At 67.8% G+C, this 24,637-nt stretch carries 17 protein-coding genes and 1 tRNA gene; 15 read left to right on the top strand and 3 right to left on the bottom strand.

Annotation, left to right across the window (positions count from 1 at the left end):
- Positions 1-397 precede the first annotated feature (397 nt).
- Positions 398-1,453, top strand: a complete 1,056-nt coding sequence (locus tag AS857_RS33320) for a UDP-N-acetylmuramate dehydrogenase (RefSeq protein ID WP_058046843.1) — start codon at positions 398-400, stop codon at positions 1,451-1,453.
- A gap of 3 nt (positions 1,454-1,456) precedes the next feature.
- On the opposite strand, the gene AS857_RS33315 is transcribed toward AS857_RS33320, so the two are convergent.
- The gene (locus AS857_RS33315; protein ID WP_058046842.1) at positions 1,457-2,491 is read right to left on the bottom strand and encodes an adenosine deaminase; all 1,035 of its coding nucleotides are present in this window, start codon (positions 2,489-2,491) and stop codon (positions 1,457-1,459) included.
- 139 nt (positions 2,492-2,630) lie between these two features.
- A complete protein-coding gene (locus tag AS857_RS33310) occupies positions 2,631-3,878 on the bottom strand; it encodes a pyridoxal phosphate-dependent aminotransferase (RefSeq protein ID WP_058046841.1) in 1,248 nt (415 codons plus the stop codon).
- A gap of 308 nt (positions 3,879-4,186) precedes the next feature.
- On the opposite strand from AS857_RS33310, the gene AS857_RS33305 reads away from it, so the two are divergent.
- The 14 genes from AS857_RS33305 to tuf all read left to right on the top strand — a co-directional run bounded on the left by AS857_RS33305 (position 4,187) and on the right by tuf (position 22,256).
- A tRNA-Trp gene (locus tag AS857_RS33305) sits at positions 4,187-4,259 on the top strand.
- A gap of 109 nt (positions 4,260-4,368) precedes the next feature.
- Positions 4,369-4,659, top strand: a complete 291-nt coding sequence (secE, locus tag AS857_RS33300; RefSeq protein WP_058046840.1) for a preprotein translocase subunit SecE — start codon at positions 4,369-4,371, stop codon at positions 4,657-4,659.
- An 81-nt stretch (positions 4,660-4,740) separates the two neighbouring features.
- The gene (gene nusG, locus AS857_RS33295; protein WP_058046839.1) at positions 4,741-5,610 is read left to right on the top strand and encodes a transcription termination/antitermination protein NusG; all 870 of its coding nucleotides are present in this window, start codon (positions 4,741-4,743) and stop codon (positions 5,608-5,610) included.
- A 159-nt stretch (positions 5,611-5,769) separates the two neighbouring features.
- A complete protein-coding gene (gene rplK, locus AS857_RS33290) occupies positions 5,770-6,204 on the top strand; it encodes a 50S ribosomal protein L11 (protein WP_058046838.1) in 435 nt (144 codons plus the stop codon).
- A gap of 80 nt (positions 6,205-6,284) precedes the next feature.
- A complete protein-coding gene (gene rplA / locus AS857_RS33285) occupies positions 6,285-7,001 on the top strand; it encodes a 50S ribosomal protein L1 (protein WP_058046837.1) in 717 nt (238 codons plus the stop codon).
- 177 nt (positions 7,002-7,178) lie between these two features.
- Positions 7,179-8,126, top strand: coding sequence for an SCO4651 family lipoprotein (locus tag AS857_RS33280; RefSeq protein WP_058046836.1), 948 nt, complete (start codon positions 7,179-7,181; stop codon positions 8,124-8,126).
- 293 nt (positions 8,127-8,419) lie between these two features.
- The gene (gene rplJ, locus AS857_RS33275; protein ID WP_058046835.1) at positions 8,420-8,950 is read left to right on the top strand and encodes a 50S ribosomal protein L10; all 531 of its coding nucleotides are present in this window, start codon (positions 8,420-8,422) and stop codon (positions 8,948-8,950) included.
- Between the two features lie 107 nt (positions 8,951-9,057).
- Complete coding sequence (gene rplL / locus AS857_RS33270) at positions 9,058-9,444, top strand: 50S ribosomal protein L7/L12 (protein WP_058046834.1); 387 nt, start codon at positions 9,058-9,060, stop codon at positions 9,442-9,444.
- Positions 9,445-9,987: 543 nt separating this feature from the next.
- Positions 9,988-13,470 carry a DNA-directed RNA polymerase subunit beta gene (rpoB, locus tag AS857_RS33265; protein WP_058046833.1) on the top strand — a complete coding sequence of 1,161 codons (3,483 nt, stop codon included), beginning with the start codon at positions 9,988-9,990 and terminating at the stop codon, positions 13,468-13,470.
- 97 nt (positions 13,471-13,567) lie between these two features.
- Positions 13,568-17,467 (top strand): DNA-directed RNA polymerase subunit beta', encoded by a 3,900-nt coding sequence (locus tag AS857_RS33260; RefSeq protein ID WP_058046832.1) that lies wholly within the window; start codon positions 13,568-13,570, stop codon positions 17,465-17,467.
- Between the two features lie 422 nt (positions 17,468-17,889).
- A complete protein-coding gene (gene rpsL, locus AS857_RS33255; RefSeq protein ID WP_003948652.1) occupies positions 17,890-18,261 on the top strand; it encodes a 30S ribosomal protein S12 in 372 nt (123 codons plus the stop codon).
- A gap of 2 nt (positions 18,262-18,263) precedes the next feature.
- Positions 18,264-18,734 (top strand): 30S ribosomal protein S7, encoded by a 471-nt coding sequence (gene rpsG / locus AS857_RS33250; protein ID WP_004950419.1) that lies wholly within the window; start codon positions 18,264-18,266, stop codon positions 18,732-18,734.
- A 39-nt stretch (positions 18,735-18,773) separates the two neighbouring features.
- Positions 18,774-20,897 carry an elongation factor G gene (fusA, locus tag AS857_RS33245; protein ID WP_058046831.1) on the top strand — a complete coding sequence of 708 codons (2,124 nt, stop codon included), beginning with the start codon at positions 18,774-18,776 and terminating at the stop codon, positions 20,895-20,897.
- A 165-nt stretch (positions 20,898-21,062) separates the two neighbouring features.
- Complete coding sequence (gene tuf / locus AS857_RS33240; protein ID WP_058046830.1) at positions 21,063-22,256, top strand: elongation factor Tu; 1,194 nt, start codon at positions 21,063-21,065, stop codon at positions 22,254-22,256.
- Positions 22,257-22,370: 114 nt separating this feature from the next.
- On the opposite strand, the gene AS857_RS33235 is transcribed toward tuf, so the two are convergent.
- Positions 22,371-24,485: a PIG-L family deacetylase gene (locus AS857_RS33235; protein ID WP_245700600.1), complete on the bottom strand. Its 2,115-nt coding sequence runs from the start codon at positions 24,483-24,485 to the stop codon at positions 22,371-22,373.
- Positions 24,486-24,637 lie beyond the last annotated feature (152 nt).

Genomic DNA, 24,637 nt, shown 5'->3' with positions numbered 1-24,637 from the left:
CACCCACCCGCCCGCTAAGGAATTGCAGAGGTGCTGCACCAGACAAGCAGCGACGTGCGGAGGGGGACCACCTACGGGAGGGGGACCGTCTACGGGCGGTGGGGGCCTGCCCACGGAGGAGAACCGCCCACGAGAGGGCACCGTCTACGGGCGGTGGACCGCCCCCGGAGGAGAACCGGCCGCGGGAGGGGACCCGCCCACGAGAGGGGGACCGTCCACGGAGGGGGACGGGGGCGCAGGGGGTGTTTCGGAATGCTGCCGGATATTTGTGGGCGGCGTGCCGGGTGCCCGGTGCGGCAGACGGTTCCGCCCGTAAATATCCGATTCCGAAACACCCCCGGAGCCCCCGGCCCCCGGCCCCGGACCACCGCGCCCGACCCACCCGTACCCTGGTCTGGTGCAGGAACGACACGACGCCCCCCTCGCCCCCCTGACCACCTTCAGGCTCGGCGGCCCGGCCACCCGCCTGATCACGGCCACCACCGACGCCGAGGTGATCGCCGCCGTCCGCGAGGCCGACGAGACCGCCACCCCGCTGCTGATCATCGGCGGCGGCAGCAACCTCGTCATCTCCGACAAGGGCTTCGAGGGCACCGCCCTGCGCATCGCGACCACCGGCTTCGCCCTGACCGGCACCAGCCTCGAACTGGCCGCCGGTGAGAACTGGTCCGACGCCGTCGCCCGCACCGTCGAAGCCGGCCTCGCCGGCATCGAGTGCCTCGCCGGCATCCCCGGCTCCGCCGGCGCCACCCCCATCCAGAACGTCGGCGCCTACGGCCAGGACGTCGCCCAGACGATCACCGAGGTCGTCGCCTACGACCGCCGCACCGGCGAGACGGTGACCCTCGCCAACGCCGAGTGCGCCTTCTCCTACCGCCACAGCCGCTTCAAGCAGGACCCCGCCCGCTACGTCGTCCTCCGCGTCCGCTTCGGGCTGGAGGACGCGGACGGCATGTCCGCCCCCATCCGCTACCCGGAGACGGCCCGCGCCCTCGGCGTAGAGGCGGGCGACCGCGTGCCCGCGGAGCGGGCCCGCGAGACGGTCCTCAAGCTGCGCGCGGGCAAGGGCATGGTGCTCGACCCCGAGGACCACGACACGTGGTCGGCCGGGTCGTTCTTCTGCAACCCGATCCTCACCGAGGCGGAGCACGCGGCGTTCCTGACCCGCGTCGCGGACCGGCTCGGCCCGGACGTGGCGCCTCCGGCGTACCCGGCGGGGGAGGGCTTCATGAAGACCTCGGCGGCCTGGCTGATCGACAAGGCGGGCTTCACGAAGGGGTACGGGGCCGGGCGGGCCCGCATCAGCACGAAGCACACGCTTGCGCTGACGAACCGGGGCGAGGCGACCACGGAGGATCTCCTCGCCCTCGCCCGCGAGGTCCGGGCCGGCGTCCACGAGGCGTTCGGAGTGACCCTGGTGAACGAGCCGGTCACGGTCGGCGTGGCGCTGTAGCAGCTACCGCGTAACGACCTGGCCGGCCAGCCAGTCGTCGATCCCCCGCAGCAACCCCGCCCGCACGGGCTCAGGCGCAGCCGACCCCCGTACCGACTGCCGCGCCAGCTCCGCCAGCTCGGCGTCCGTGAAGCCGTGATGCTCCCGCACCAGCTCGTACTGCGCGGCGAGCCGCGAGCCGAAGAGCAGGGGGTCGTCCGCGCCGAGAGCTATCGGCACGCCGGCGTCCCACAGGGTGCGCAGCGGCACGTCGCCCGGCTTCTCGTAGACGCCGAGGGCGACGTTCGACGACGGGCACACCTCGCAGGTCACTCCGCGCTCGGCGAGCTTCCGCATCAGGCGGGGGTCCTCGGCGGCCCGGACGCCGTGCCCCACGCGGGAGGCGCGCAGGTCGTCCATGCAGTCCCGCACGCTGCTCGGGCCCGAGAGCTCGCCGCCGTGCGGCGCGGCCAGCAGCCCGCCCTCGCGGGCGATCTCGAAGGCGCGGTCGAAGTCGCGCGCGAGACCGCGCCGCTCGTCGTTGGAGAGCCCGAACCCCACCACGCCCCGGTCGGCGTACCGCACGGCGAGCCGCGCGAGCGTCCGCGCGTCCAGCGGGTGCTTCATGCGATTGGCGGCGACGAGGACCCGCATCCCCAGCCCGGTCTCCTTCGACGCCGTCTCGACCGCATCGAGGATGATCTCCAGGGCGGGGATGAGCCCGCCCAGCCGTGGCGCGTAGGACGTCGGATCGACCTGGATCTCCAGCCACCCGGACCCGTCCCGGACGTCTTCCTCCGCGGCCTCCCGCACGAGCCGCTGAATGTCCTCCGGCGTCCGGAGGCACGACCGCGCGATGTCGTACAGCCGCTGGAACCGGAACCAGCCCCGCTCGTCCGTGGCCCGCAACTTCGGGGGCTCGCCGCTGCTCAGCGCTTCCGGGAGGTGCACCCCGTACTTGTCGGCGAGTTCCAGCAGGGTTTCGGACCGCATCGACCCGGTGAAGTGCAGGTGCAGATGGGCCTTCGGCAGCAAACGGACGTCACGAACGCTCTCCATTCGCAGATCCTGCCGCATGCACAGGCCAACCGGAAGGGAGTTTGCCCCGACGGGCCCCTTAACGGGCGCTGCCCCGAAAACGAATACGGGCCCCCGGCACAAGCCGGGAGCCCGTACGCACGGAAGGCGGAGGCAAGGACTACGCCCTGGCCTCCGCCAGCAGCTTCTGGATCCGCGAGACGCCCTCGACGAGGTCCTCGTCGCCCAGCGCGTAGGACAGCCGCAGGTACCCCGGCGTGCCGAAGGCCTCGCCCGGCACCACCGCGACCTCGACCTCCTCCAGGATCAGCGCGGCGAGCTCCACGGACGTGGCGGGCCGCTTGCCGCGGATCTCCTTGCCCAGGAGCTCCTTGACCGACGGGTACGCGTAGAAGGCACCCTCCGGCTCGGGGCAGAGGACGCCGTCGATCTCGTTGAGCATGCGCACGATCGTGCGGCGGCGCCGGTCGAAGGCGACCTTCATCTCGTCGACGGCGGACAGGTCGCCCGCGACCGCGGCGATCGCGGCCCGCTGTGCGACGTTGGACACATTCGACGTGGCGTGCGACTGCAGGTTCGTCGCGGCCTTGATCACGTCCTGGGGGGCGATGACCCACCCGACCCGCCATCCGGTCATGGCGTAGGTCTTGGCGACGCCGTTGACGACGATGCACTTGTCACGGAGCTCCGGCACCACGACCGGCAGCGACGAGAACTCGGCGTCGCCGTAGACGAGGTGCTCGTAGATCTCGTCCGTCAGCACCCACAGCCCGTGCTCCGCGGCCCAGCGGCCGACGGCCTCCACCTGCTCGCGCGAGTAGACGGCACCGGTCGGGTTCGACGGGGAGACGAAGAGCAGCACCTTCGTGCGCTCGGTGCGGGCGGCCTCCAGCTGCTCCACCGAGACGCGGTAGCCGGTGGTCTCGTCGGCCACGACGTCGACCGGGACGCCGCCGGCCAGCCGGATGGACTCGGGGTAGGTGGTCCAGTACGGCGCCGGGACGATGACCTCGTCGCCCGGGTCGAGGATCGCGGCGAAGGCCTCGTAGATGGCCTGCTTGCCGCCGTTGGTGACCAGCACCTGCGAGGCCTCGACCCGGTAGCCGGAGTCGCGCAGCGTCTTGGCGGCGATGGCGGCCTTCAGCTCGGGCAGGCCGCCGGCGGGCGTGTACCGGTGGTTCTTCGGGTCGCGGCAGGCCTCCACCGCCGCCTCGACGATGTAGCCGGGGGTCGGGAAGTCGGGCTCGCCGGCGCCGAAGCCGATCACCGGGCGACCGGCGGCCTTGAGGGCCTTGGCCTTGGCGTCGACGGCGAGCGTCGCGGACTCGGAGATCGATCCGATGCGGGTCGACACCCGGCGCTCGGTGGGGGACTGGACGGGGGGCTCGGAAGGAGTCGCAGCGGTCATGGGGGCATCGTTGCAGACGGGGGACGAAGCGGGCGCACCCGTTTCCCATATGGGTTCGCATACGGTCCACGAGCCTTCTCGGAGGGCTTCGCGTACGGTCCACGAGCCCTTCTCGGATGGCTTCGCGCACGGTCCACCAGCCCCGGAGGAATCCATTCCGGAAGGGCTCCGCGACCCGTCGCGGCACAAGCTGTTCGACGCACGCCCCCGAACCACGTACACTCATCCGTCGTTGGCCCTCACCGGCCGCGATCCGGCTCCGCACACACCATGCGCACGGTCGGATGCGGTACGTTGGGGAACCACAAAGGGTCGTAGCTCAATTGGTAGAGCACTGGTCTCCAAAACCAGCGGTTGGGGGTTCAAGTCCCTTCGGCCCTGCTACACGCATCGTCACCAGGGTGCGTGAGTGCGTACGTTATGAAATGCACCGCCGTGCGGCTCAACCGGGCGCGGCACGGCTCACGACCCGGATTCAGGTGAGGACGTAGTGACGGAAGCCCTTGGCTCCACCGCGACGCCTGAGAGCGGTCGTCCCGAGGACGAGGTGGCCGCCAAGAAGGGCCGCCGTGGCGGGAAGCGCGGGAAGAAGGGCCCCTTCGGCCGCCTCGCGCTGTTCTACCGCCAGATCGTCGCCGAGCTCCGCAAGGTCGTCTGGCCCTCCCGGGGCCAGCTGTCGACGTACACCACTGTGGTGATCGTCTTTGTCGTCATCGTCATTGGCCTGGTCACCGTGATTGACTATGGGTTCACCAACGCCGTCAAGTACGTCTTCGGCTGAATCCGCGGGTAGGGCGGCTGCCGTGAGGCGGGCCGCCCCTTTCGCACGTTCCACCCCTTGTAGCCAGGAAGAAGCAGCCACGTGTCTGACCCGAACCTGAACGACGCCGTCGAGCCCGTCGAGGCGGCAGAGGCCGACGTGGATGCCGCCGCCTCGGCCGAGGTCGAGGGCGACGACACCGCGCAGGAGATCGTCGAGGGCGCCGACGCCGCCGACGAGCTCGACGCCGAGGAAGCCGCTGCGGGCGAGCCGGCCGAGGAGGCCGCTCTCCACGTCGAGTCCGACGAGGCCGCCGAGGAAGAGGCCGAAGAGGCCGCCGAGGAAGAGCCCGCCGTCGACCCCATCACGGCCCTGCGCGAAGAGCTCCGCGGCCTGCCCGGCGAGTGGTACGTCATCCACACCTACGCCGGTTACGAGAACCGCGTGAAGACCAACCTCGAGCAGCGCGCCGTTTCGCTGAACGTCGAGGACTACATCTTCCAGGCCGAGGTGCCGCAGGAAGAGGTCGTCCAGATCAAGAACGGCGACCGCCGCACCGTCCGCCAGAACAAGCTCCCGGGCTACGTCCTGGTGCGCATGGACCTGACGAACGAGTCCTGGGGCGTCGTCCGCAACACCCCGGGTGTCACCGGCTTCGTCGGCAACGCCTACGACCCCTACCCGCTGACGCTGGACGAGATCGTCAAGATGCTCGCCCCGGAGGCCGAGGAGAAGGCCGCCCGCGAGGCCGCCGAGGCCGAGGGCAAGCCGGCGCCGCAGCGCAAGGTCGAGGTCCAGGTGCTGGACTTCGAGGTGGGCGACTCGGTCACCGTCACCGACGGTCCGTTCGCGACCCTGCAGGCCACGATCAACGAGATCAACGCCGACTCGAAGAAGGTCAAGGGCCTCGTCGAGATCTTCGGTCGCGAGACCCCGGTCGAGCTGAGCTTCGACCAGATCCAGAAGAACTGACACTTCTGATCAAACGCTTCCGAACAGGTCAGACCAGCTGATAAAGCCGGTCTGACCTGCTCGGTTTTTGGCCGCAGCATGTTACCCGTTATCGTGGTGCGGTATGCCTGCGCGCACTGTGCGCGGGCAAAAAACTCTCACTAGGACCCGGAGAGAGCAATGCCTCCCAAGAAGAAGAAGGTCACGGGGCTTATCAAGCTCCAGATCAGCGCCGGTGCCGCGAACCCGGCTCCGCCGGTCGGCCCCGCGCTGGGCCAGCACGGCGTCAACATCATGGAGTTCTGCAAGGCCTACAACGCCGCGACCGAGTCGCAGCGTGGCATGGTCGTGCCGGTGGAGATCACGGTCTACGAGGACCGTTCCTTCACCTTCGTGACCAAGACTCCGCCGGCCGCGAAGCTGATCCTCAAGGCCGCGGGCGTGGACAAGGGCTCGGGCGAGCCGCACAAGACCAAGGTCGCCAAGATCACCGAGGCGCAGGTCCGTGAGATCGCCACGACCAAGATGCCCGACCTGAACGCCAACGACCTGGACGCCGCGTCGAAGATCATCGCCGGCACCGCCCGTTCCATGGGCATCACGGTCGAGGGCTGACCTCCACCCCCCTGGCAGCACCCCGTGGAAGGGCCAGCGCTGGCCCGCACCACGACTCCAATCACCACTGAGGAGTTTCAGTGAAGCGCAGCAAGACTCTTCGCAACGTGGACGCGAAGATCGACCGGGAGCGTCTGTACGCCCCGCTCGAGGCCGTCCGCCTGGCGAAGGACACCTCCGCCACCAAGTTCGACGCGACCGTCGAGGTTGCCATGCGTCTGGGCGTCGACCCGCGCAAGGCCGACCAGATGGTCCGCGGCACCGTGAACCTTCCGCACGGCACCGGTAAGACCGCCCGGGTCCTGGTCTTCGCGACCGGCGACCGTGCCGAGGCCGCGCGTGCCGCGGGCGCCGACATCGTCGGCGCCGACGAGCTCATCGACGAGGTCGCGAAGGGCCGTCTGGACTTCGACGCCGTCGTCGCCACCCCGGACCTCATGGGCAAGGTCGGCCGCCTCGGCCGCGTGCTCGGTCCGCGTGGTCTGATGCCGAACCCGAAGACCGGCACGGTCACCCCGGACGTGGCGAAGGCTGTCACGGACATCAAGGGCGGCAAGATCGAGTTCCGCGTCGACAAGCACTCGAACCTGCACTTCATCATCGGCAAGGTCTCCTTCGACGAGACCAAGCTGGTGGAGAACTACGCCGCGGCGCTCGAGGAGATCACCCGCCTCAAGCCGTCCGCCGCGAAGGGCCGCTACATCAAGAAGGCGACCCTGACCACCACCATGGGCGCCGGCATCCCGCTGGACCCGAACCGCACCCGCAACCTCCTCGTCGAGGACGAGACCGTCTGATCCTGACCGGATCACGACGCCTCTGCGCGTAAGCGAACGAGCAGGCCCCGCATCTCCTGTGTGAGATGCGGGGCCTGCTCGCGTTTTTAGCGTCTTCGATGCGGTTGACCGGGGTATCCGCCGGTGAGGTGAACTAACGTTCACATTGATCGCTTTTGAGTAGAGGGGGGCAAGGACATGCACGAGTCCACCTGGAAGCGCCTGGGCCTGTCCGTGACGACCGTGGCCCTGCTGGCCGGTGTCACGGCCTGCGGCGGCGACGAGAAGGGCGACAAGGGCGCCTCAGGGGCCTCCGGCAAGGCGGAGAAGCCGGCGGCGGCGGGCGTGGCGGCCGAGGCCGTCAACGCGGCCTTCAAGAAGACGCAGTCGGTGAAGTCGGCCAGGTTCAAAATGACCATGAAGATGCCGGGGCTCGGCGATCAGCCCGTGACCCTGGAGTCCTCCGGCGTCATGGGCTGGGATCCCAGCGTCGTGGACCAGCGCATGACCGGCGCCGGGCTGCCCGGCAAGGACGGCGCCCCCGCCGAGGCCCGGTCCATCACGATCGGCAGCGTCACGTACACGGACGTGGGCCCGGAGGCCGCCGCCAAGAACGACGGCAAGCGCTGGCTCAAGATCGACCTCGCGGAGATGGCCAAGGAGTCCGGCGGCGACTCGAAGGCCCTCCAGCAGCTCATGGGCGGCGGGCAGAGCCAGAGCCAGGACCCGGCCAAGCAGATGGCGCTGCTCAAGGAGTCGCCCAACGTCAAGCTGGTCGGCGAGGAGACGGTCGAGGGCAAGCAGGCCCGGCACTACAAGGGCACGCTCAGCGCGGACGAGGCCGTGAAGTCCAACAAGAGCCTCGAGGGCCTCGACGAGAAGGACCGGCAGCAGCTGCTGGACTCCATCAAGCAGGCCGGCGTCACGCAGTACGACATGGACGTCTGGGTGAACTCCGACGACCTCCCCGTGAAGCTGGTCATGAACATGGACACCACCAAGGGCCGGATGGAGATCACCCAGAACCTCTCCGACTTCGGTGCCAAGGCCGACGTCCAGGCGCCTCCGGCGGACCAGACCGTCGACCTGCTGGAGAAGCTCAAGAAGATGAAGGAGACCGGCGACACCCCGTCGCTGTCCTCCTGACCTGCGGGGAAACCACCGCCCGGGGGCCGATTTGCCTCCGGGCACCCCCTTCACGTACCTTCTTGCAGAAGCCAAAGACCGCTGGTCGTTGCTGTGCCTCTGCAAAGGGGTGTGGTGGCCGAAGGATCCGCTAGCTGCGGGCGACCTGCGCAGGTGATTTGAGGAAGCACTCCCGCGACGACTTCGGGTCGAAGCGGTCGAGTTACGCCCCGAGCACCTGTGCCGGGGCGTTTCGTTTTGCCCAGGTCCCTTCGCGTAGCGGTCCCGAATCACCCGGAAGGAGGCCGAGGCTCATGGCGACGTCCGCCAAGGCTGCTGCGGTTGCCGAGCTGACGGACAAGTTCCGTAGCTCGAACGCCGCTGTGCTGACCGAGTACCGCGGTCTCACCGTGGCGCAGCTCAAGACGCTGCGTCGTTCGCTCGGTGAGAACGCCCAGTACGCCGTGGTGAAGAACACGCTGACCCAGATCGCGGCCCGTGAGGCCGGGATCACGCTGGAGGACCAGCTCTTCGCTGGCCCGACGGCCGTTGCCTTCGTCACCGGTGACCCGGTGGAGTCGGCGAAGGGTCTCCGTGACTTCGCCAAGGAGAACCCGAACCTCATCATCAAGGGCGGTGTCCTTGACGGTAAGGCGCTCTCCGCTGATGAGATCAAGAAGCTTGCGGACCTCGAGTCCCGCGAGGTTCTGCTCAGCAAGCTGGCCGGTGCCATGAAGGGCAAGCAGTCCCAGGCTGCCTCGCTCTTCCAGGCGCTGCCGACGAAGCTCGTCCGCACTGCGGACGCGCTGCGCGCCAAGCTCGCCGAGCAGGGCGGTGCCGAGTAATTCGGCTCGCGCATTGATCGGTGCCACCCGGCACCGGTCGCAGCGGGCCGTACGCCCGCCGACATGTACATCACGGCACCTGCCGATTTAGTGGAAGGACCGCCATCATGGCGAAGCTGACCCAGGACGAGCTGCTCGCGCAGTTCGAGGAGATGACCCTCATCGAGCTCGCGGCCTTCGTGTCCGCGTTCGAGGAGAAGTTCGACGTCACCGCCGCCGCTGCCGCGCCGGTCATGGTCGCCGGTGCCGCTGGTGGCGCCGCTGCCGCCGAGGTCGAGGAGAAGGACGAGTTCGACGTCATCCTCACCGCCGCCGGTGACAAGAAGATCCAGGTCATCAAGGTCGTCCGTGAGCTGACCTCCCTGGGCCTGAAGGAGGCCAAGGACCTCGTCGACGGCACCCCGAAGCCGGTCCTCGAGAAGGTCGCCAAGGACGCCGCGGAGAAGGCCGCCGAGGCCCTCAAGGGCGCCGGCGCCTCCGTCGAGGTCAAGTGACCTCACGAGTCGTCTGACTCTTTCCGCCGGCGGTAGCCGGTAGTCGAAGGGCGATCACCCATGCGGGTGGTCGCCCTTCGGCGTTTCCCCGGACGGCTGCGCGGAGCACGTCCCGGGGGCGAGTATGGTGATCTTCGTTGCCCTCCCGGAGGGGTCGTGGGCCTTGACGAACGCGACGGGGCGCGCAATTCTCAGGACGCGTCGCCACATCGGTCCACCGTCCGAGGCATGGATCGAAGGCGAACTGGGAAGTCTTGCGTCAGGCGATGCCTGCAGGCGTCCGCCGCACAGCGAGGGACAACAGGATCCCGGAGGGAGAGATTGGTATCGCACCGGTCTCCGCATATCCGCTCTGGACATCAGTGGGCCAAGTGGCTACACTGACCCTTTGCGCTGCCTGTTAGCTGCTCCCTGCCCGTCACCAGGGGCATGCCCACTGTCGAGCACTGCTGATGGAAACCCGCTGACCTGGGATTTCTTATCGATGCACGGAGTGGGGCCGGTACGCGCGTAGTGAGTCCGAGCCCTCGGAAGGACCCCCTCTTGGCCGCCTCGCGCAACGCCTCGACTGCCAATACGAACAACGGCGCCAGCACCGCCCCGCTGCGCATCTCTTTTGCGAAGATCAAGGAGCCCCTCGAGGTTCCGAACCTCCTTGCGCTGCAGACCGAGAGCTTCGACTGGCTGCTCGGCAATGCCGCCTGGAAGGCTCGCGTCGAGGCTGCGCTGGAGTCTGGTCAGGACGTCCCCACCAAGTCCGGTCTGGAGGAGATCTTCGAGGAGATCTCCCCGATCGAGGACTTCTCCGGGTCGATGTCGCTGACCTTCCGCGACCACCGTTTCGAGCCCCCGAAGAACTCGATCGACGAGTGCAAGGAGCGCGACTTCACGTACGCGGCCCCGCTCTTCGTCACCGCCGAGTTCACGAACAACGAGACCGGTGAGATCAAGTCTCAGACGGTCTTCATGGGCGACTTCCCGCTCATGACCAACAAGGGCACCTTCTGCATCAACGGCACCGAGCGTGTCGTCGTCTCGCAGCTGGTCCGCTCGCCCGGCGTCTACTTCGACTCCTCCATCGACAAGACGTCCGACAAGGACATCTTCACGGCCAAGATCATCCCGTCCCGGGGTGCCTGGCTGGAGATGGAGGTCGACAAGCGCGACATGGTCGGTGTCCGCATCGACCGCAAGCGCAAGCAGTCCGTCACCGTCCTCCTGAAGGCTCTCGGCTGGACCACCGAGCAGATCCTCGAGGAGTTCGGCGAGTACGAGTCCATGCGCGCCACCCTGGAGAAGGACCACACCCAGGGCCAGGACGACGCGCTGCTCGACATCTACCGCAAGCTGCGCCCGGGCGAGCCCCCGACGCGTGAGGCCGCGCAGACGCTGCTCGAGAACCTCTACTTCAACCCCAAGCGCTACGACCTCGCGAAGGTCGGCCGCTACAAGGTGAACAAGAAGCTCGGCGCGGAGGCCCCCCTCGACGCCGGTGTGCTGACCACGGACGACGTCATCGCGACGATCAAGTACCTGGTCAAGCTGCACGCCGGTGAGCAGGAGACGGTCGGCGAGAACGGCACCTCGATCGTCGTCGAGACCGACGACATCGACCACTTCGGCAACCGTCGTCTGCGCAACGTCGGCGAGCTCATCCAGAACCAGGTCCGCACGGGTCTGGCTCGTATGGAGCGCGTCGTCCGCGAGCGGATGACCACCCAGGACGTCGAGGCGATCACGCCGCAGACCCTGATCAACATCCGGCCGGTCGTCGCCTCCATCAAGGAGTTCTTCGGCACCAGCCAGCTGTCGCAGTTCATGGACCAGACCAACCCGCTGTCGGGTCTGACCCACAAGCGCCGTCTGTCGGCGCTGGGCCCGGGTGGTCTCTCCCGTGAGCGGGCCGGCTTCGAGGTCCGTGACGTTCACCCGTCGCACTACGGCCGCATGTGCCCGATCGAGACGCCCGAAGGCCCGAACATCGGTCTGATCGGCTCGCTCGCCTCCTACGGCCGCGTCAACGCGTTCGGCTTCGTCGAGACCCCGTACCGCAAGGTCGTCGAGGGTGTCGTCACGGACGAGGTCGACTACCTGACTGCCGACGAGGAAGACCGCTTCGTCATCGCCCAGGCGAACGCCGCCCTCACCGAGGACATGCGCTTCGCCGAGGCCCGCGTGCTGGTCCGCCGCCGTGGCGGCGAGATCGACTACATCGCCGGCGACGACGTCGACTACATGGACGTCTCCCCGCGCCAGATGGTGTCGGTCGCGACCGCCATGATCCCGTTCCTCGAGCACGACGACGCCAACCGCGCGCTCATGGGATCGAACATGATGCGCCAGGCCGTTCCGCTGATCAAGGCCGAGGCGCCGCTGGTCGGCACCGGCATGGAGTACCGCTGCGCGGTCGACGCCGGTGACGTCATCAAGGCCGAGAAGGACGGTGTCGTCCAGGAGGTCTCCGCCGACTACGTCACGGTGGCCAACGACGACGGCACGTACAACACCTACCGGGTCGCGAAGTTCTCGCGCTCCAACCAGGGCACGTCCTTCAACCAGAAGGTCGTCGTCGACGAGGGCGCCCGCGTCATCGCCGGCCAGGTCCTCGCCGACGGCCCGTCCACGGACGAGGGCGAGATGGCCCTCGGCAAGAACCTGCTCGTGGCGTTCATGCCGTGGGAGGGTCACAACTACGAGGACGCGATCATCCTGTCGCAGCGCCTCGTCCAGGACGACGTCCTCTCCTCGATCCACATCGAGGAGCACGAGGTCGACGCCCGTGACACCAAGCTCGGCCCGGAGGAGATCACCCGGGACATCCCGAACGTCTCCGAGGAGGTCCTCGCCGACCTCGACGAGCGCGGCATCATCCGCATCGGTGCCGAGGTCGTCGCCGGCGACATCCTGGTCGGCAAGGTCACCCCGAAGGGTGAGACCGAGCTGACCCCGGAGGAGCGCCTGCTCCGCGCGATCTTCGGTGAGAAGGCCCGTGAGGTCCGTGACACCTCGCTGAAGGTCCCGCACGGCGAGATCGGCAAGGTCATCGGCGTCCGCGTCTTCGACCGCGAGGAGGGGGACGAGCTTCCCCCGGGCGTGAACCAGCTGGTCCGCGTCTACGTCGCCCAGAAGCGCAAGATCACCGACGGTGACAAGCTCGCCGGCCGTCACGGCAACAAGGGTGTCATCTCCAAGATCCTCCCGGTCGAGGACATGCCGTTCCTCGAGGACGGCACCCCGGTCGACATCATCCTCAACCCGCTCGGTGTCCCGTCCCGAATGAACCCGGGACAGGTCCTCGAGATCCACCTCGGCTGGCTCGCCAGCCGCGGCTGGAAGGTCGAGGGCGACGAGGACTGGATGAAGCGCCTGCAGGCCATCGGCGCCGACGACGTCGCGCCGGGCACCAACGTCGCGACCCCGGTCTTCGACGGCGCCCGCGAGGACGAGATCGCCGGTCTCTTCGAGTCCACGATCCCGAACCGCGACGGCGAGCGCATGGTGCTCCCGTCCGGCAAGGCCCGGATGTTCGACGGCCGCTCCGGCGAGCCGTTCCCGGACCCGATCTCCGTCGGGTACATGTACATCCTCAAGCTGCACCACCTGGTCGACGACAAGCTGCACGCCCGTTCGACCGGCCCGTACTCCATGATCACCCAGCAGCCGCTGGGTGGTAAGGCTCAGTTCGGTGGCCAGCGCTTCGGTGAGATGGAGGTGTGGGCGCTCGAGGCTTACGGCGCCGCATACGCCCTCCAGGAGCTGCTGACCATCAAGTCCGACGACGTGACCGGCCGCGTGAAGGTCTACGAGGCCATCGTCAAGGGCGAGAACATCCCCGAGCCCGGCATTCCCGAGTCCTTCAAGGTGCTCATCAAGGAAATGCAGTCCCTCTGCCTCAACGTGGAGGTGCTGTCCTCGGACGGCATGTCCATCGAGATGCGCGACACGGACGAGGACGTCTTCCGCGCTGCGGAAGAGCTCGGTATCGACCTGTCCCGGCGCGAGCCGAGCAGCGTCGAAGAGGTCTGACGGGTCTGACCGGGGCCTCCCTGTGAGGCCCCGGTCGTCCCCGGACCCCCTCAGACCACTGATGAAGACACGACCCTGAAAGAGGGATTGACGAACAGTGCTCGACGTCAACTTCTTCGACGAGCTGCGGATCGGCCTGGCGACCGCGGACGACATCCGAACCTGGTCCCACGGCGAGGTCAAGAAGCCGGAGACCATCAACTACCGCACCCTGAAGCCCGAAAAGGACGGACTCTTCTGCGAGAAGATCTTCGGTCCGACCCGGGACTGGGAGTGCTACTGCGGCAAGTACAAGCGTGTCCGCTTCAAGGGCATCATCTGTGAGCGCTGTGGCGTCGAGGTCACTCGCGCCAAGGTGCGCCGTGAGCGGATGGGCCACATCGAGCTGGCCGCTCCCGTCACCCACATCTGGTACTTCAAGGGCGTTCCGTCGCGGCTGGGCTACCTGCTCGACCTCGCCCCGAAGGACCTCGAGAAGGTCATCTACTTCGCCGCCTACATGATCACGTGGGTGGACGAGGAGCGCCGCACGCGCGACCTGCCCTCGCTGGAGGCCCACGTCTCCGTCGAGCGCCAGCAGATCGAGCAGCGCCGTGACGCCGACCTCGAGGCCCGTGCCAAGAAGCTCGAGGCCGACCTGGCCGAGCTCGAGGCCGAGGGTGCCAAGGCCGACGTGCGCCGCAAGGTGCGCGAGGGCGCCGAGCGTGAGATGAAGCAGCTGCGCGACCGTGCGCAGCGCGAGATCGACCGTCTCGACGAGGTCTGGAACCGCTTCAAGAACCTCAAGGTCCAGGACCTCGAGGGCGACGAGCTGCTCTACCGCGAGCTGCGCGACCGCTTCGGCACCTACTTCATGGGTGCGATGGGCGCCGCCGCGCTGCAGAAGCGCCTGGAGTCCTTCGACCTCGACGAGGAGGCCGAGCGCCTCCGCGAGATCATCCGGACCGGCAAGGGCCAGAAGAAGACCCGTGCGCTCAAGCGCCTCAAGGTCGTCTCCGCCTTCCTGCAGACCCGCAACAGCCCCAGCGGCATGGTGCTGGACTGCATCCCCGTGATCCCGCCGGACCTGCGTCCGATGGTGCAGCTGGACGGTGGCCGCTTCGCGACCTCCGACCTGAACGACCTGTACCGCCGTGTGATCAACCGCAACAACCGCCTCAAGCGTCTCCTTGACCTCGGTGCCCCCGAGATCATCGTGAACAACGAGAAGCGGATGCTGCAGGAGGCCGTCGACGCGCTGTTCGACAACGGCCGCCGCGGTCGCCCGGTCACCGGTCCCGGTAACCGCCCGCTGAAGTCCCTCAGCGACATGCTGAAGGGCAAGCAGGGTCGATTCCGTCAGAACCTGCTCGGCAAGCGAGTCGACTACTCGGCCCGTTCCGTCATCGTCGTCGGTCCGCAGCTGAAGCTGCACCAGTGCGGTCTGCCCAAGGCCATGGCGCTGGAGCTCTTCAAGCCGTTCGTGATGAAGCGCCTGGTCGACCTGAACCACGCGCAGAACATCAAGTCGGCCAAGCGCATGGTCGAGCGCGGCCGCACCGTGGTGTACGACGTCCTCGAAGAGGTCATCGCCGAGCACCCGGTGCTGCTGAACCGTGCGCCCACCCTGCACCGCCTCGGCATCCAGGCCTTCGAGCCGCAGCTGGTCGAGGGCAAGGCCATCCAGATCCACCCGCTCGTCTGCACCGCGTTCAACGCGGACTTCGACGGTGACCAGATGGCCGTCCACCTGCCGCTCTCCGCGGAGGCGCAGGCCGAGGCCCGCATCCTGATGCTGTCCTCGAACAACATCCTCAAGCCGGCCGACGGCCGTCCGGTCACCATGCCGACCCAGGACATGGTGCTCGGTCTGTTCTTCCTCACCACCGACGAGGAAGAGCGCAAGGTCATCGGCGAGGGCCGGTCCTTCGGCTCGGTCGCCGAGGCGATCATGGCGTTCGACGCCCGTGAGCTCTCGCTCCAGGCGAAGGTCGACATCCGCTTCCCGATCGGCACCGTTCCCCCGCGCGGCTGGGTTCCCCCGGTCGCCGAGGAGGGCGAGCCGGAGTGGCAGCAGGGCGACACCTTCCGCCTGCGCACCACCCTGGGCCGCGCGCTCTTCAACGAGCTGCTGCCCGAGGACTACCCGTTCGTCGACTACTCGGTGGGCAAGAAGCAGCTCTCCGAGATCGTCAACGACCTGGCCGAGCGCTACCCCAAGGTCATCGTGGCGGCGACGCTCGACAACCTGAAGGCGGCCGGCTTCCACTGGGCGACCCGTTCCGGCGTCACCGTGGCCATCTCCGACGTCGTGGTCCCCGAGGCCAAGAAGGAGATCGTCCGCGGCTACGAGGCGCAGGACGAGAAGGTCCAGAAGCAGTACGAGCGCGGTCTGATCACCAAGGACGAGCGCACGCAGGAGCTCATCGCGATCTGGACCAAGGCGACCAACGAGGTTGCCGAGGCGATGAACGCGAACTTCCCCAAGACGAACCCCATCTTCATGATGGTTGACTCGGGTGCCCGAGGAAACATGATGCAGATGCGACAGATCGCCGGTATGCGTGGTCTGGTGTCGAACGCGAAGAACGAGACCATCCCGCGACCCATCAAGGCGTCGTTCCGTGAGGGTCTCACCGTGCTGGAGTACTTCATCTCCACCCACGGTGCCCGTAAGGGTCTCGCGGACACCGCCCTGCGTACCGCCGACTCGGGTTACCTGACCCGTCGTCTGGTGGACGTCTCGCAGGACGTGATCATCCGCGAGGAGGACTGCGGCACCGAGCGCGGCCTCAAGCTGGCGATCGCGACCAAGGGCGCCGACGGTGTCCTGCGCAAGACCGACGACGTCGAGACGAGCGTCTACGCCCGCATGCTGGCCGAGGACGTCGTCATCGACGGCAAGGTCATCGCGCCGGCCAACGTCGACCTCGGTGACGTGCTCATCGAGCAGCTCGTCGCGCACGGCGTGGAGACGGTCAAGACCCGCTCGGTCCTGACCTGTGAGTCCGCGGTCGGCACCTGTGCCTTCTGCTACGGCCGCTCGCTGGCCACCGGCAAGCTGGTCGACATCGGTGAGGCGGTCGGCATCATCGCCGCCCAGTCCATCGGTGAGCCCGGTACCCAGCTGACGATGCGTACCTTCCACACCGGTGGTGTGGCCGGTGACGACATCACCCAGGGTCTGCCCCGTGTCGTCGAGCTCTTCGAGGCTCGTACGCCCAAGGGTGTCGCCCCGATCTCGGAGGCGGCCGGCCGCATCCGCATCGAGGAGACCGAGAAGACCAAGAAGATCGTCGTCACTCCGGACGACGGCAGCGAGGAGACGGCGTTCCCGATCTCCAAGCGCGCCCGTCTGCTGGTCAGCGAGGGCGAGCACGTCGAGGTGGGCCAGAAGCTCACCGTGGGTGCCACCAACCCGCACGACGTGCTGCGCATCCTGGGTCAGCGCGCCGTCCAGGTCCACCTGGTCGGCGAGGTCCAGAAGGTCTACAACTCGCAGGGCGTGTCGATCCACGACAAGCACATCGAGATCATCATCCGGCAGATGCTGCGCCGCGTGACGATCATCGAGTCCGGCGACGCGGAGCTGCTGCCGGGCGAGCTCGTGGAGCGCTCGCGCTTCGAGGGCGAGAACCGTCGTGTGGTCACCGAGGGCGGTCACCCCGCCTCCGGCCGTCCGCAGCTGATGGGTATCACCAAGGCCTCGCTCGCCACCGAGTCGTGGCTGTCGGCGGCGTCCTTCCAGGAGACGACCCGGGTGCTCACCGACGCGGCGATCAACGCCAAGTCGGACTCCCTGATCGGCCTCAAGGAGAACGTCATCATCGGTAAGCTCATCCCGGCCGGTACGGGCCTGTCCCGCTACCGCAACATCCGGGTGGAGCCCACCGAGGAGGCCAAGGCCGCGATGTACTCGGCCGTCGGTTACGACGACATCGACTACTCGCCCTTCGGCACCGGCTCCGGCCAGGCGGTCCCGCTGGAGGACTACGACTACGGTCCGTACAACCAGTAAGTCGCAAGCGGTACGTCCACAGGGCGGTCACCCCACCGGGGTGGCCGCCCTGCGGCGTACCGGGGGAGGGCCGGCCGCGTGATTTCACCCATACGCGCGACATCAAGCGCCTGCGGCTCCGGCAAAACGTGACATATGCAGCACATCGGGGTGTCCTCCGCGTGTGCATTTGTTTTGACCGCAGCCCATGCGCTAGGTAGGCTCTGACCTTGTGCCTGGGGTGTCCCTGGGCTCTCGTGCGTGCCCACAGTCCGTGCGGGAGACCGGACCTCTCGGATCTTCTCGGTCCGAAGCGGTCGAAGACACCGAATTCTGCGCCCTTTCCAGCATCGGTAGGGGTCTGCAGCCTTCGACACGCCCGACCGCGTGGGTCGGCGGGTTGCCAGGTTAGTTTTATCGAGATCACAGAAACCGGAGAAACGGTGCCTACGATCCAGCAGCTGGTCCGAAAGGGCCGGCAGGACAAGGTCGAGAAGAACAAGACGCCCGCACTCGAGGGTTCGCCCCAGCGCCGCGGCGTCTGCACGCGTGTTTTCACGACCACCCCGAAGAAGCCGAACTCGGCGCTCCGTAAGGTCGCGCGTGTGCGCCTGACCTCCGGCATCGAGGTCACCGCTTACATTCCGGGTGAGGGTCACAACCTGCAGGAGCACTCCATCGTGCTCGTGCGCGGTGGCCGTGTGAAGGACCTGCCGGGTGTTCGCTACAAGATCATCCGCGGTTCCCTCGACACGCAGGGCGTCAAGAACCGTAAGCAGGCTCGCAGCCGCTACGGCGCCAAGAAGGAGAAGTAAGAATGCCTCGTAAGGGCCCCGCCCCGAAGCGCCCGGTCATCATCGACCCGGTTTACGGCTCCCCTCTGGTGACGTCGCTGATCAACAAGATCCTCCTGCACGGCAAGCGCTCCACCGCCGAGCGCATCGTGTACGGCGCCATGGAGGGTCTGCGCGAGAAGACCGGTAACGACCCGGTCATCACCCTCAAGCGCGCTCTCGAGAACGTCAAGCCGGCTCTCGAGGTCAAGTCCCGCCGCGTCGGTGGCGCCACCTACCAGGTGCCGGTCGAGGTCCGTCCGGGCCGCGCCTCCACCCTGGCGCTGCGCTGGCTGGTCGGTTACTCCCGCGCCCGTCGCGAGAAGACCATGACCGAGCGCCTCATGAACGAGCTGCTGGACGCCTCGAACGGCCTCGGCGCTTCGGTCAAGAAGCGTGAGGACACGCACAAGATGGCCGAGTCCAACAAGGCCTTCGCGCACTACCGCTGGTAGTCGCTACCCCCATCGAGAACCGAGAGAAGACTGAGCCATATGGCCACCACTTCGCTTGACCTGGCCAAGGTCCGCAACATCGGGATCATGGCCCACATCGACGCGGGCAAGACGACCACCACCGAGCGGATCCTGTTCTACACCGGTGTTTCGTACAAGATCGGTGAGGTCCACGACGGCGCTGCCACGATGGACTGGATGGAGCAGGAGCAGGAGCGTGGCATCACGATCACCTCTGCTGCCACCACCTGCCACTGGCCGCTGAACGACGTCGATCACACGATCAACATCATCGACACGCCGGGCCACGTCGACTTCACCGTCGAGGTGGAGCGTTCGCTGCGCGTGCTCGACGGTGCCGTGACGGTGTTCGACGGCGTTGCCGGTGTCGAGCCCCAGTCCGAGACCGTTTGGCGTCAGGCGGACCGCTACGGCGTGCCGCGCATCTGCTTCGTCAACAAGCTGGACCGTACGGGTGCCGAGTTCCACCGCTGCGTCGACATGATCGTCGACCGCCTGGGTGCGGTTCCGCTGGTCATGCAGCTGCCGATCGGCACCGAGGCCGACTTCAAGGGCGTGGTCGACCTCGTCCAGATGAAGGCGCTGGTCTGGTCCGCCGAGGCCGCCAAGGGCGAGATGTACGACGTCGTCGACATCCCGGACACCCACATCGAGGCTGCCGAGGAATGGCGCGGCAAGCTCCTCGAGGGCGTTGCCGAGAACGACGAAGAGATGATGGAGCTCTTCCTCGAGGGCCAGGAGCCCACCGAGGAGCAGCTGATGGCGGCCATCCGCCGCATCACCCTCGCGTCGAAGGGCGGCGGCGACTCCGTCACCGTCACCCCGGTGTTCTGTGGTACCGCGTTCAAGAACAAGGGCGTTCAGCCCCTGCTCGACGCCGTGGTCCGCTACCTGCCGTCGCCGCTGGACATCGAGGCCGTTGAGGGCCACGCGGTCAACAACGCCGACGAGGTCGTGAAGCGCAAGCCGTCCGACGACGAGCCGTTCGCCGGCCTTGCCTTCAAGATCATGAGCGACCCGCACCTCGGCAAGCTCACCTTCGTCCGGGTTTACTCGGGCCGCATGACGGCGGGCACCCAGGTGCAGAACTCCGTCAAGGGCAAGAAGGAGCGCATCGGCAAGATCTACCGGATGCACGCGAACAAGCGTGAGGAGATCGAGTCGGTGGGTGCCGGTGACATCGTCGCCGTCATGGGTCTGAAGCAGACCACCACCGGTGAGACCCTCTGCGACTCCGCGAACCCGGTGATCCTCGAGTCGATGGACTTCCCGGCCCCGGTCATCCAGGTCGCCATTGAGCCCAAGTCCAAGGGCGACCAGGAGAAGCTCGGCGTCGCGATCCAGCGTCTCGCCGAGGAGGACCCGTCCTTCCAGGTCCACACGGACGAGGAGACGGGCCAGACCATCATCGCGGGTATGGGCGAGCTGCACCTCGACGTGCTGGTCGACCGTATGAAGCGTGAGTTCAAGGTCGAGGCCAACGTCGGCAAGCCGCAGGTCGCGTACCGCGAGACGATCCGCAAGGCCGTCGAGCGCATCGACTACACGCACAAGAAGCAGACTGGTGGTTCCGGCCAGTTCGCCAAGGTGCAGATGGCGATCGAGCCCCTCGAGGGCGACGGTTACGAGTTCGAGAACAAGGTCACCGGTGGCCGCATCCCGCGGGAGTACATCCCGTCCGTGGACGCGGGTTGCCAGGAGGCCATGGAGTTCGGTGTTCTGGCCGGCTACCCGCTGACCGGCGTCAAGGTGACGCTGCTCGACGGTGCCTACCACGACGTCGACTCCTCCGAGCTGGCGTTCAAGATCGCCGGTTCCATGGCGTTCAAGGAGGGTGCTCGCAAGGCGTCTCCGGCTCTGCTCGAGCCGATGATGTCCGTCGAGGTCACCACCCCCGAGGACTACATGGGTGATGTCATCGGTGACATCAACTCCCGCCGTGGCCAGATCCAGGCCATGGAGGACCGTCACGGCGCCAAGCTCGTCAAGGGCCTGGTTCCGCTGTCGGAGATGTTCGGCTACGTCGGAGACCTCCGCAGCAAGACTTCGGGTCGCGCAAGCTACTCGATGCAGTTCGACTCCTACGCCGAGGTTCCGCGGAACGTCGCCGAGGAGATCATCGCGAAGGCCAAGGGCGAGTAATCAGCTCCGTCTCCACAGACGAAGCTCACGCTTTAGGCTTGACACCGACTGTCGGGGCATACCACCGCAAACCGTGGCGGTGTGCCCCGGCGGACGGCACCCCAGCAAAGATCCCTGGCGCCGACCCAATCCAGGCGTACAGAACCACTCCCCAGGAGGACCCCAGTGGCGAAGGCGAAGTTCGAGCGGACTAAGCCGCACGTCAACATCGGCACCATCGGTCACGTCGACCACGGTAAGACCACTCTTACCGCGGCGATCACCAAGGTGCTGCACGACGCGTACCCGGACCTGAACCCCTTCACGCCTTTCGACGAGATCGACAAGGCCCCGGAGGAGCGTCAGCGCGGTATCACCATCTCGATCGCGCACGTCGAGTACCAGACCGAGTCGCGTCACTACGCCCACGTTGACTGCCCGGGTCACGCGGACTACATCAAGAACATGATCACCGGTGCCGCCCAGATGGACGGCGCGATCCTCGTGGTCGCCGCGACCGACGGTCCGATGCCGCAGACCAAGGAGCACGTGCTCCTGGCCCGCCAGTCCGGCGTTCCGTACATCGTTGTCGCCCTGAACAAGGCCGACATGGTGGACGACGAGGAGATCCTGGAGCTCGTCGAGCTCGAGGTCCGTGAGCTCCTCAACGAGTACGAGTTCGACGGCGACAACGCTCCGGTCGTCCAGGTCTCGGCGCTCAAGGCGCTCGAGGGCGACAAGGAGTGGGGCGAGAAGCTCCTCGGCCTGATGAAGGCTGTCGACGAGAACATCCCGCAGCCCGAGCGTGACGTCGACAAGCCGTTCCTGATGCCGATCGAGGACGTCTTCACGATCACCGGTCGTGGCACCGTCGTCACCGGTCGTATCGAGCGTGGTGTCCTGAAGGTCAACGAGACCGTCGACATCATCGGCATCAAGACCGAGAAGACCACCACCACGGTCACCGGCATCGAGATGTTCCGCAAGCTGCTCGACGAGGGCCAGGCCGGTGAGAACGTCGGTCTGCTCCTCCGTGGCATCAAGCGCGAGGACGTCGAGCGCGGCCAGTGCATCATCAAGCCGGGTTCGGTCACCCCGCACACCGAGTTCGAGGCCACGGCCTACATCCTGTCGAAGGACGAGGGTGGCCGTCACACCCCGTTCTTCAACAACTACCGTCCGCAGTTCTACTTCCGTACGACTGACGTGACCGGTGTTGTGACCCTCGCCGAGGGCACCGAGATGGTCATGCCCGGCGACAACGCCGAGATGTCCGTCTCCCTGATCCAGCCCGTCGCGATGGAGGAGGGCCTGCGCTTCACCATCCGTGAGGGCGGCCGCACCGTCGGCGCCGGCCAGGTCACCAAGATCAACAAGTAAGTCTGCTTGCTTGAAGGTCTGAGAAGGCCCCGCACATCCTCGGATGTGCGGGGCCTTCTCGCATGCGCCCGTACGGACGGAATCAGCTGTACGGGTGAACGCCGTACGGCCGCATCAGGTGTGCGGGAGCTCCGGGCGCCAGATCCACGGCCGCGCGTCCGGGCTCATCCCGGCGACGCACAGCCGGTGGCCGGCGTCCGTGGTCATCGCGGAGGTGCCCACGGGCACGAGCCTCGCGTCGGAGCGCACGGGCTCGGAGTCGCCCGAGCCGTCGATGAGCTGTATCTCGCCGTTCACCGCCCGCCCGAGCACCATCACCGCGTCCTGCCCGCCCCGGACGGGCAGGGTGTGCGCGGAGAGCGGCCCGTAGCCGGCGAAGTCCGGCAGCTCGGCGGTGCGGATCTCCTCGGAGCCCGGCGTGAAGGTGTGGACCACCGGCTCGACGGCCGCGGGGGAGCGGTAGACGAGGGCCAGGGCGCCCTCGGGGCCGAGCGCCGCACCAGGTAGCCCGCCCGGCTGCGGCAGGCCCTTCAGGGGCGCGTAGCGGACCGGCTTGCCCGGCTCGTCCTGCGTCCAGTGGTGAACGGTGTCGCGGCCCGTGCCGAAGACGTGGACGCGCTGCTCCCCGTCCAGCACGGCGGTGAGGCCGTCCTGGATCTCCTGCCCGTGCAGGCTCTGCCACTTCCCCCAGGTGCCGTCGGCCTCGCGCACCCGGCCGGAGACGCCCTTGCCCGCGTTGCGGACGAAGAGGTGCACGCGCCCGTCCGGGGCGGCGACGGCGGCCGGCACGCCCACGCGGCGGCCGCGGTCGGGGCGCTGCTCGGGGTTGCCCAGGCCGGTCCAGGCCTTGAAGGGGCCGCCGGGGGAGCGCTGCTCCAGGACCACGATCTCGCGGGTGTCGGGGCGGCCCTGCCCGGTGAGGGCGGAGAACCGCAGGGCGAACAGCAGCCGGCGTCCCTCGGAGTCCTGCACGGCCGTGAGGGTGGGCGCCAGGGGCCCGCCGCCGAGGTTCTGCGGCTCGCTCCAGCGGCCGCTGCCGGGGGAGGTCTCCTGCCAGCGCACGGCCTGGGTGCCCAGCACGCCGAAGGCCTCCAGGCGGCCGGCCTTGTCGGTGCCCAGTGCGGTGGTGGGGCCCTGGTAGCGGTAGTGGGTGGAGCGGATCCAGCCCTTGCGGTTCTTCATCGGGCGGTCGCCGCCCTGGCCGTAGTCGCCGCAGCCGGCGGGGTTGCCGCACTCCCACGCGGGGTCGCCGCCGTACGCCTCGACCAGGCGGTGCTTCTGCTCTATGACCTCGGGCGGGAGGTTGTGCGGCCAGCGCTGGTTGTAGTACCCGCGGAAGGACGTGGTCACGAAGCGGGGCGGGTGGCCCTCGCGCTTGGTGGTGTCGGCCACCCACTGGGAGAGCGCCTTCCAGGTGAAGAGCGCGGTCGGGGTGTGGTCGCGGTGGTCGGAGCAGGCCCCGTAGTCGTTGTCCTTGGGGTGGGTGGCGTCGTGGACCTGGTAGTCGGGGTCCGGGTCCATGGTGTGGACCACGGTGGGCCGGAACCGGTCCATGATCGCGGCGAGGGCGTCCACCAGCGTGCCGTGCCGGTAGGTGCTGGAGGACGTGCACGGCGAGCCGGTGGCGACGAGGGACTGCATCTGGCCCTCGGGCCGCTCCCACAGCAGGGGCAGCCGCATCTCGCCGGCCGAGAGCATGGCGATGTTGAGGAAGATCAGCTGGGCCTTGCGCCTGCCGTTGGTGAGCTCGTTCGTCTCGGCCTGCACGCCGCCGCCCAGGTCCAGGACGGACTTCCGCCAGGCCGTGAACCGGTCCAGGCCGATCATCTCGGCGTACGCCTGGCGCAGGCCCTGGTGGCGCGCGGAGGAGTAGGCCGCCTTGTCGGGCCTGGTCTTGGGCATGCCCTCGATCCAGTTCTGCCCCACGGCCTCACCGGCCGTGACGTAGACCGAGACGACGGGGACCCCGGCCCGCACGATGTGCTCGGCGTCGGGGCTCATGAAGTACAGGTCGTCGTCGGGGTGCGCCATGACCTGCAGCAGCAGGGAGTTCCCGGTGTTGGTGAAGGACTGGGTGGCGCTGGGGTCCACAGCTCTTATGGGGCTGGGGGAGGCCTTGGGCTTCTTGCCGTCCCCTCCGCTGCACCCCGCCGCGACGGCCGCCGTGGCGGCGGCCAGGCCGGCGAGCGCGGTCCGGCGGGATATCACCATGTGCTGTGAGATGTTCAACTACATGACTCCGTCCCGTTGTGCAGCGCGCGGTCCCCTGCTGCCCCGGCGTGTTAGGGGACGACGGGGGGAGCGCGGCGGTTGCCCGGGGCCGCGGCAAACCCCGGCAAAGTGCGGATTTCTCGGCGTCCGGCAGACTTGTGGCAGGTGAC

Origin of the sequence: Streptomyces roseifaciens (assembly GCF_001445655.1) — a bacterium.
GTDB classification, from domain to species: domain Bacteria; phylum Actinomycetota; class Actinomycetes; order Streptomycetales; family Streptomycetaceae; genus Streptomyces; species Streptomyces aureoversilis.
Note: the sequence above shows the minus strand (reverse complement) of the source record. Positions and strands in the feature narration are given on the sequence as shown.

Bases quoted from the DNA above. Each gene is read 5' to 3' on its own strand.
- fusA (WP_058046831.1), top strand. From the start codon at position 18,774: ATGGCCACCACTTCGCTTGACCTGGCCAAGGTCCGCAACATCGGGATC.
- AS857_RS33280 (WP_058046836.1), top strand. From the start codon at position 7,179: ATGCACGAGTCCACCTGGAAGCGCCTGGGCCTGTCCGTGACGACCGTG.
- rpsG (WP_004950419.1), top strand. From the start codon at position 18,264: ATGCCTCGTAAGGGCCCCGCCCCGAAGCGCCCGGTCATCATCGACCCG.
- rplJ (WP_058046835.1), top strand. From the start codon at position 8,420: ATGGCGACGTCCGCCAAGGCTGCTGCGGTTGCCGAGCTGACGGACAAG.
- AS857_RS33315 (WP_058046842.1), bottom strand. From the start codon at position 2,491: ATGGAGAGCGTTCGTGACGTCCGTTTGCTGCCGAAGGCCCATCTGCAC.
- rplK (WP_058046838.1), top strand. From the start codon at position 5,770: ATGCCTCCCAAGAAGAAGAAGGTCACGGGGCTTATCAAGCTCCAGATC.
- AS857_RS33310 (WP_058046841.1), bottom strand. From the start codon at position 3,878: ATGACCGCTGCGACTCCTTCCGAGCCCCCCGTCCAGTCCCCCACCGAG.
- rplL (WP_058046834.1), top strand. From the start codon at position 9,058: ATGGCGAAGCTGACCCAGGACGAGCTGCTCGCGCAGTTCGAGGAGATG.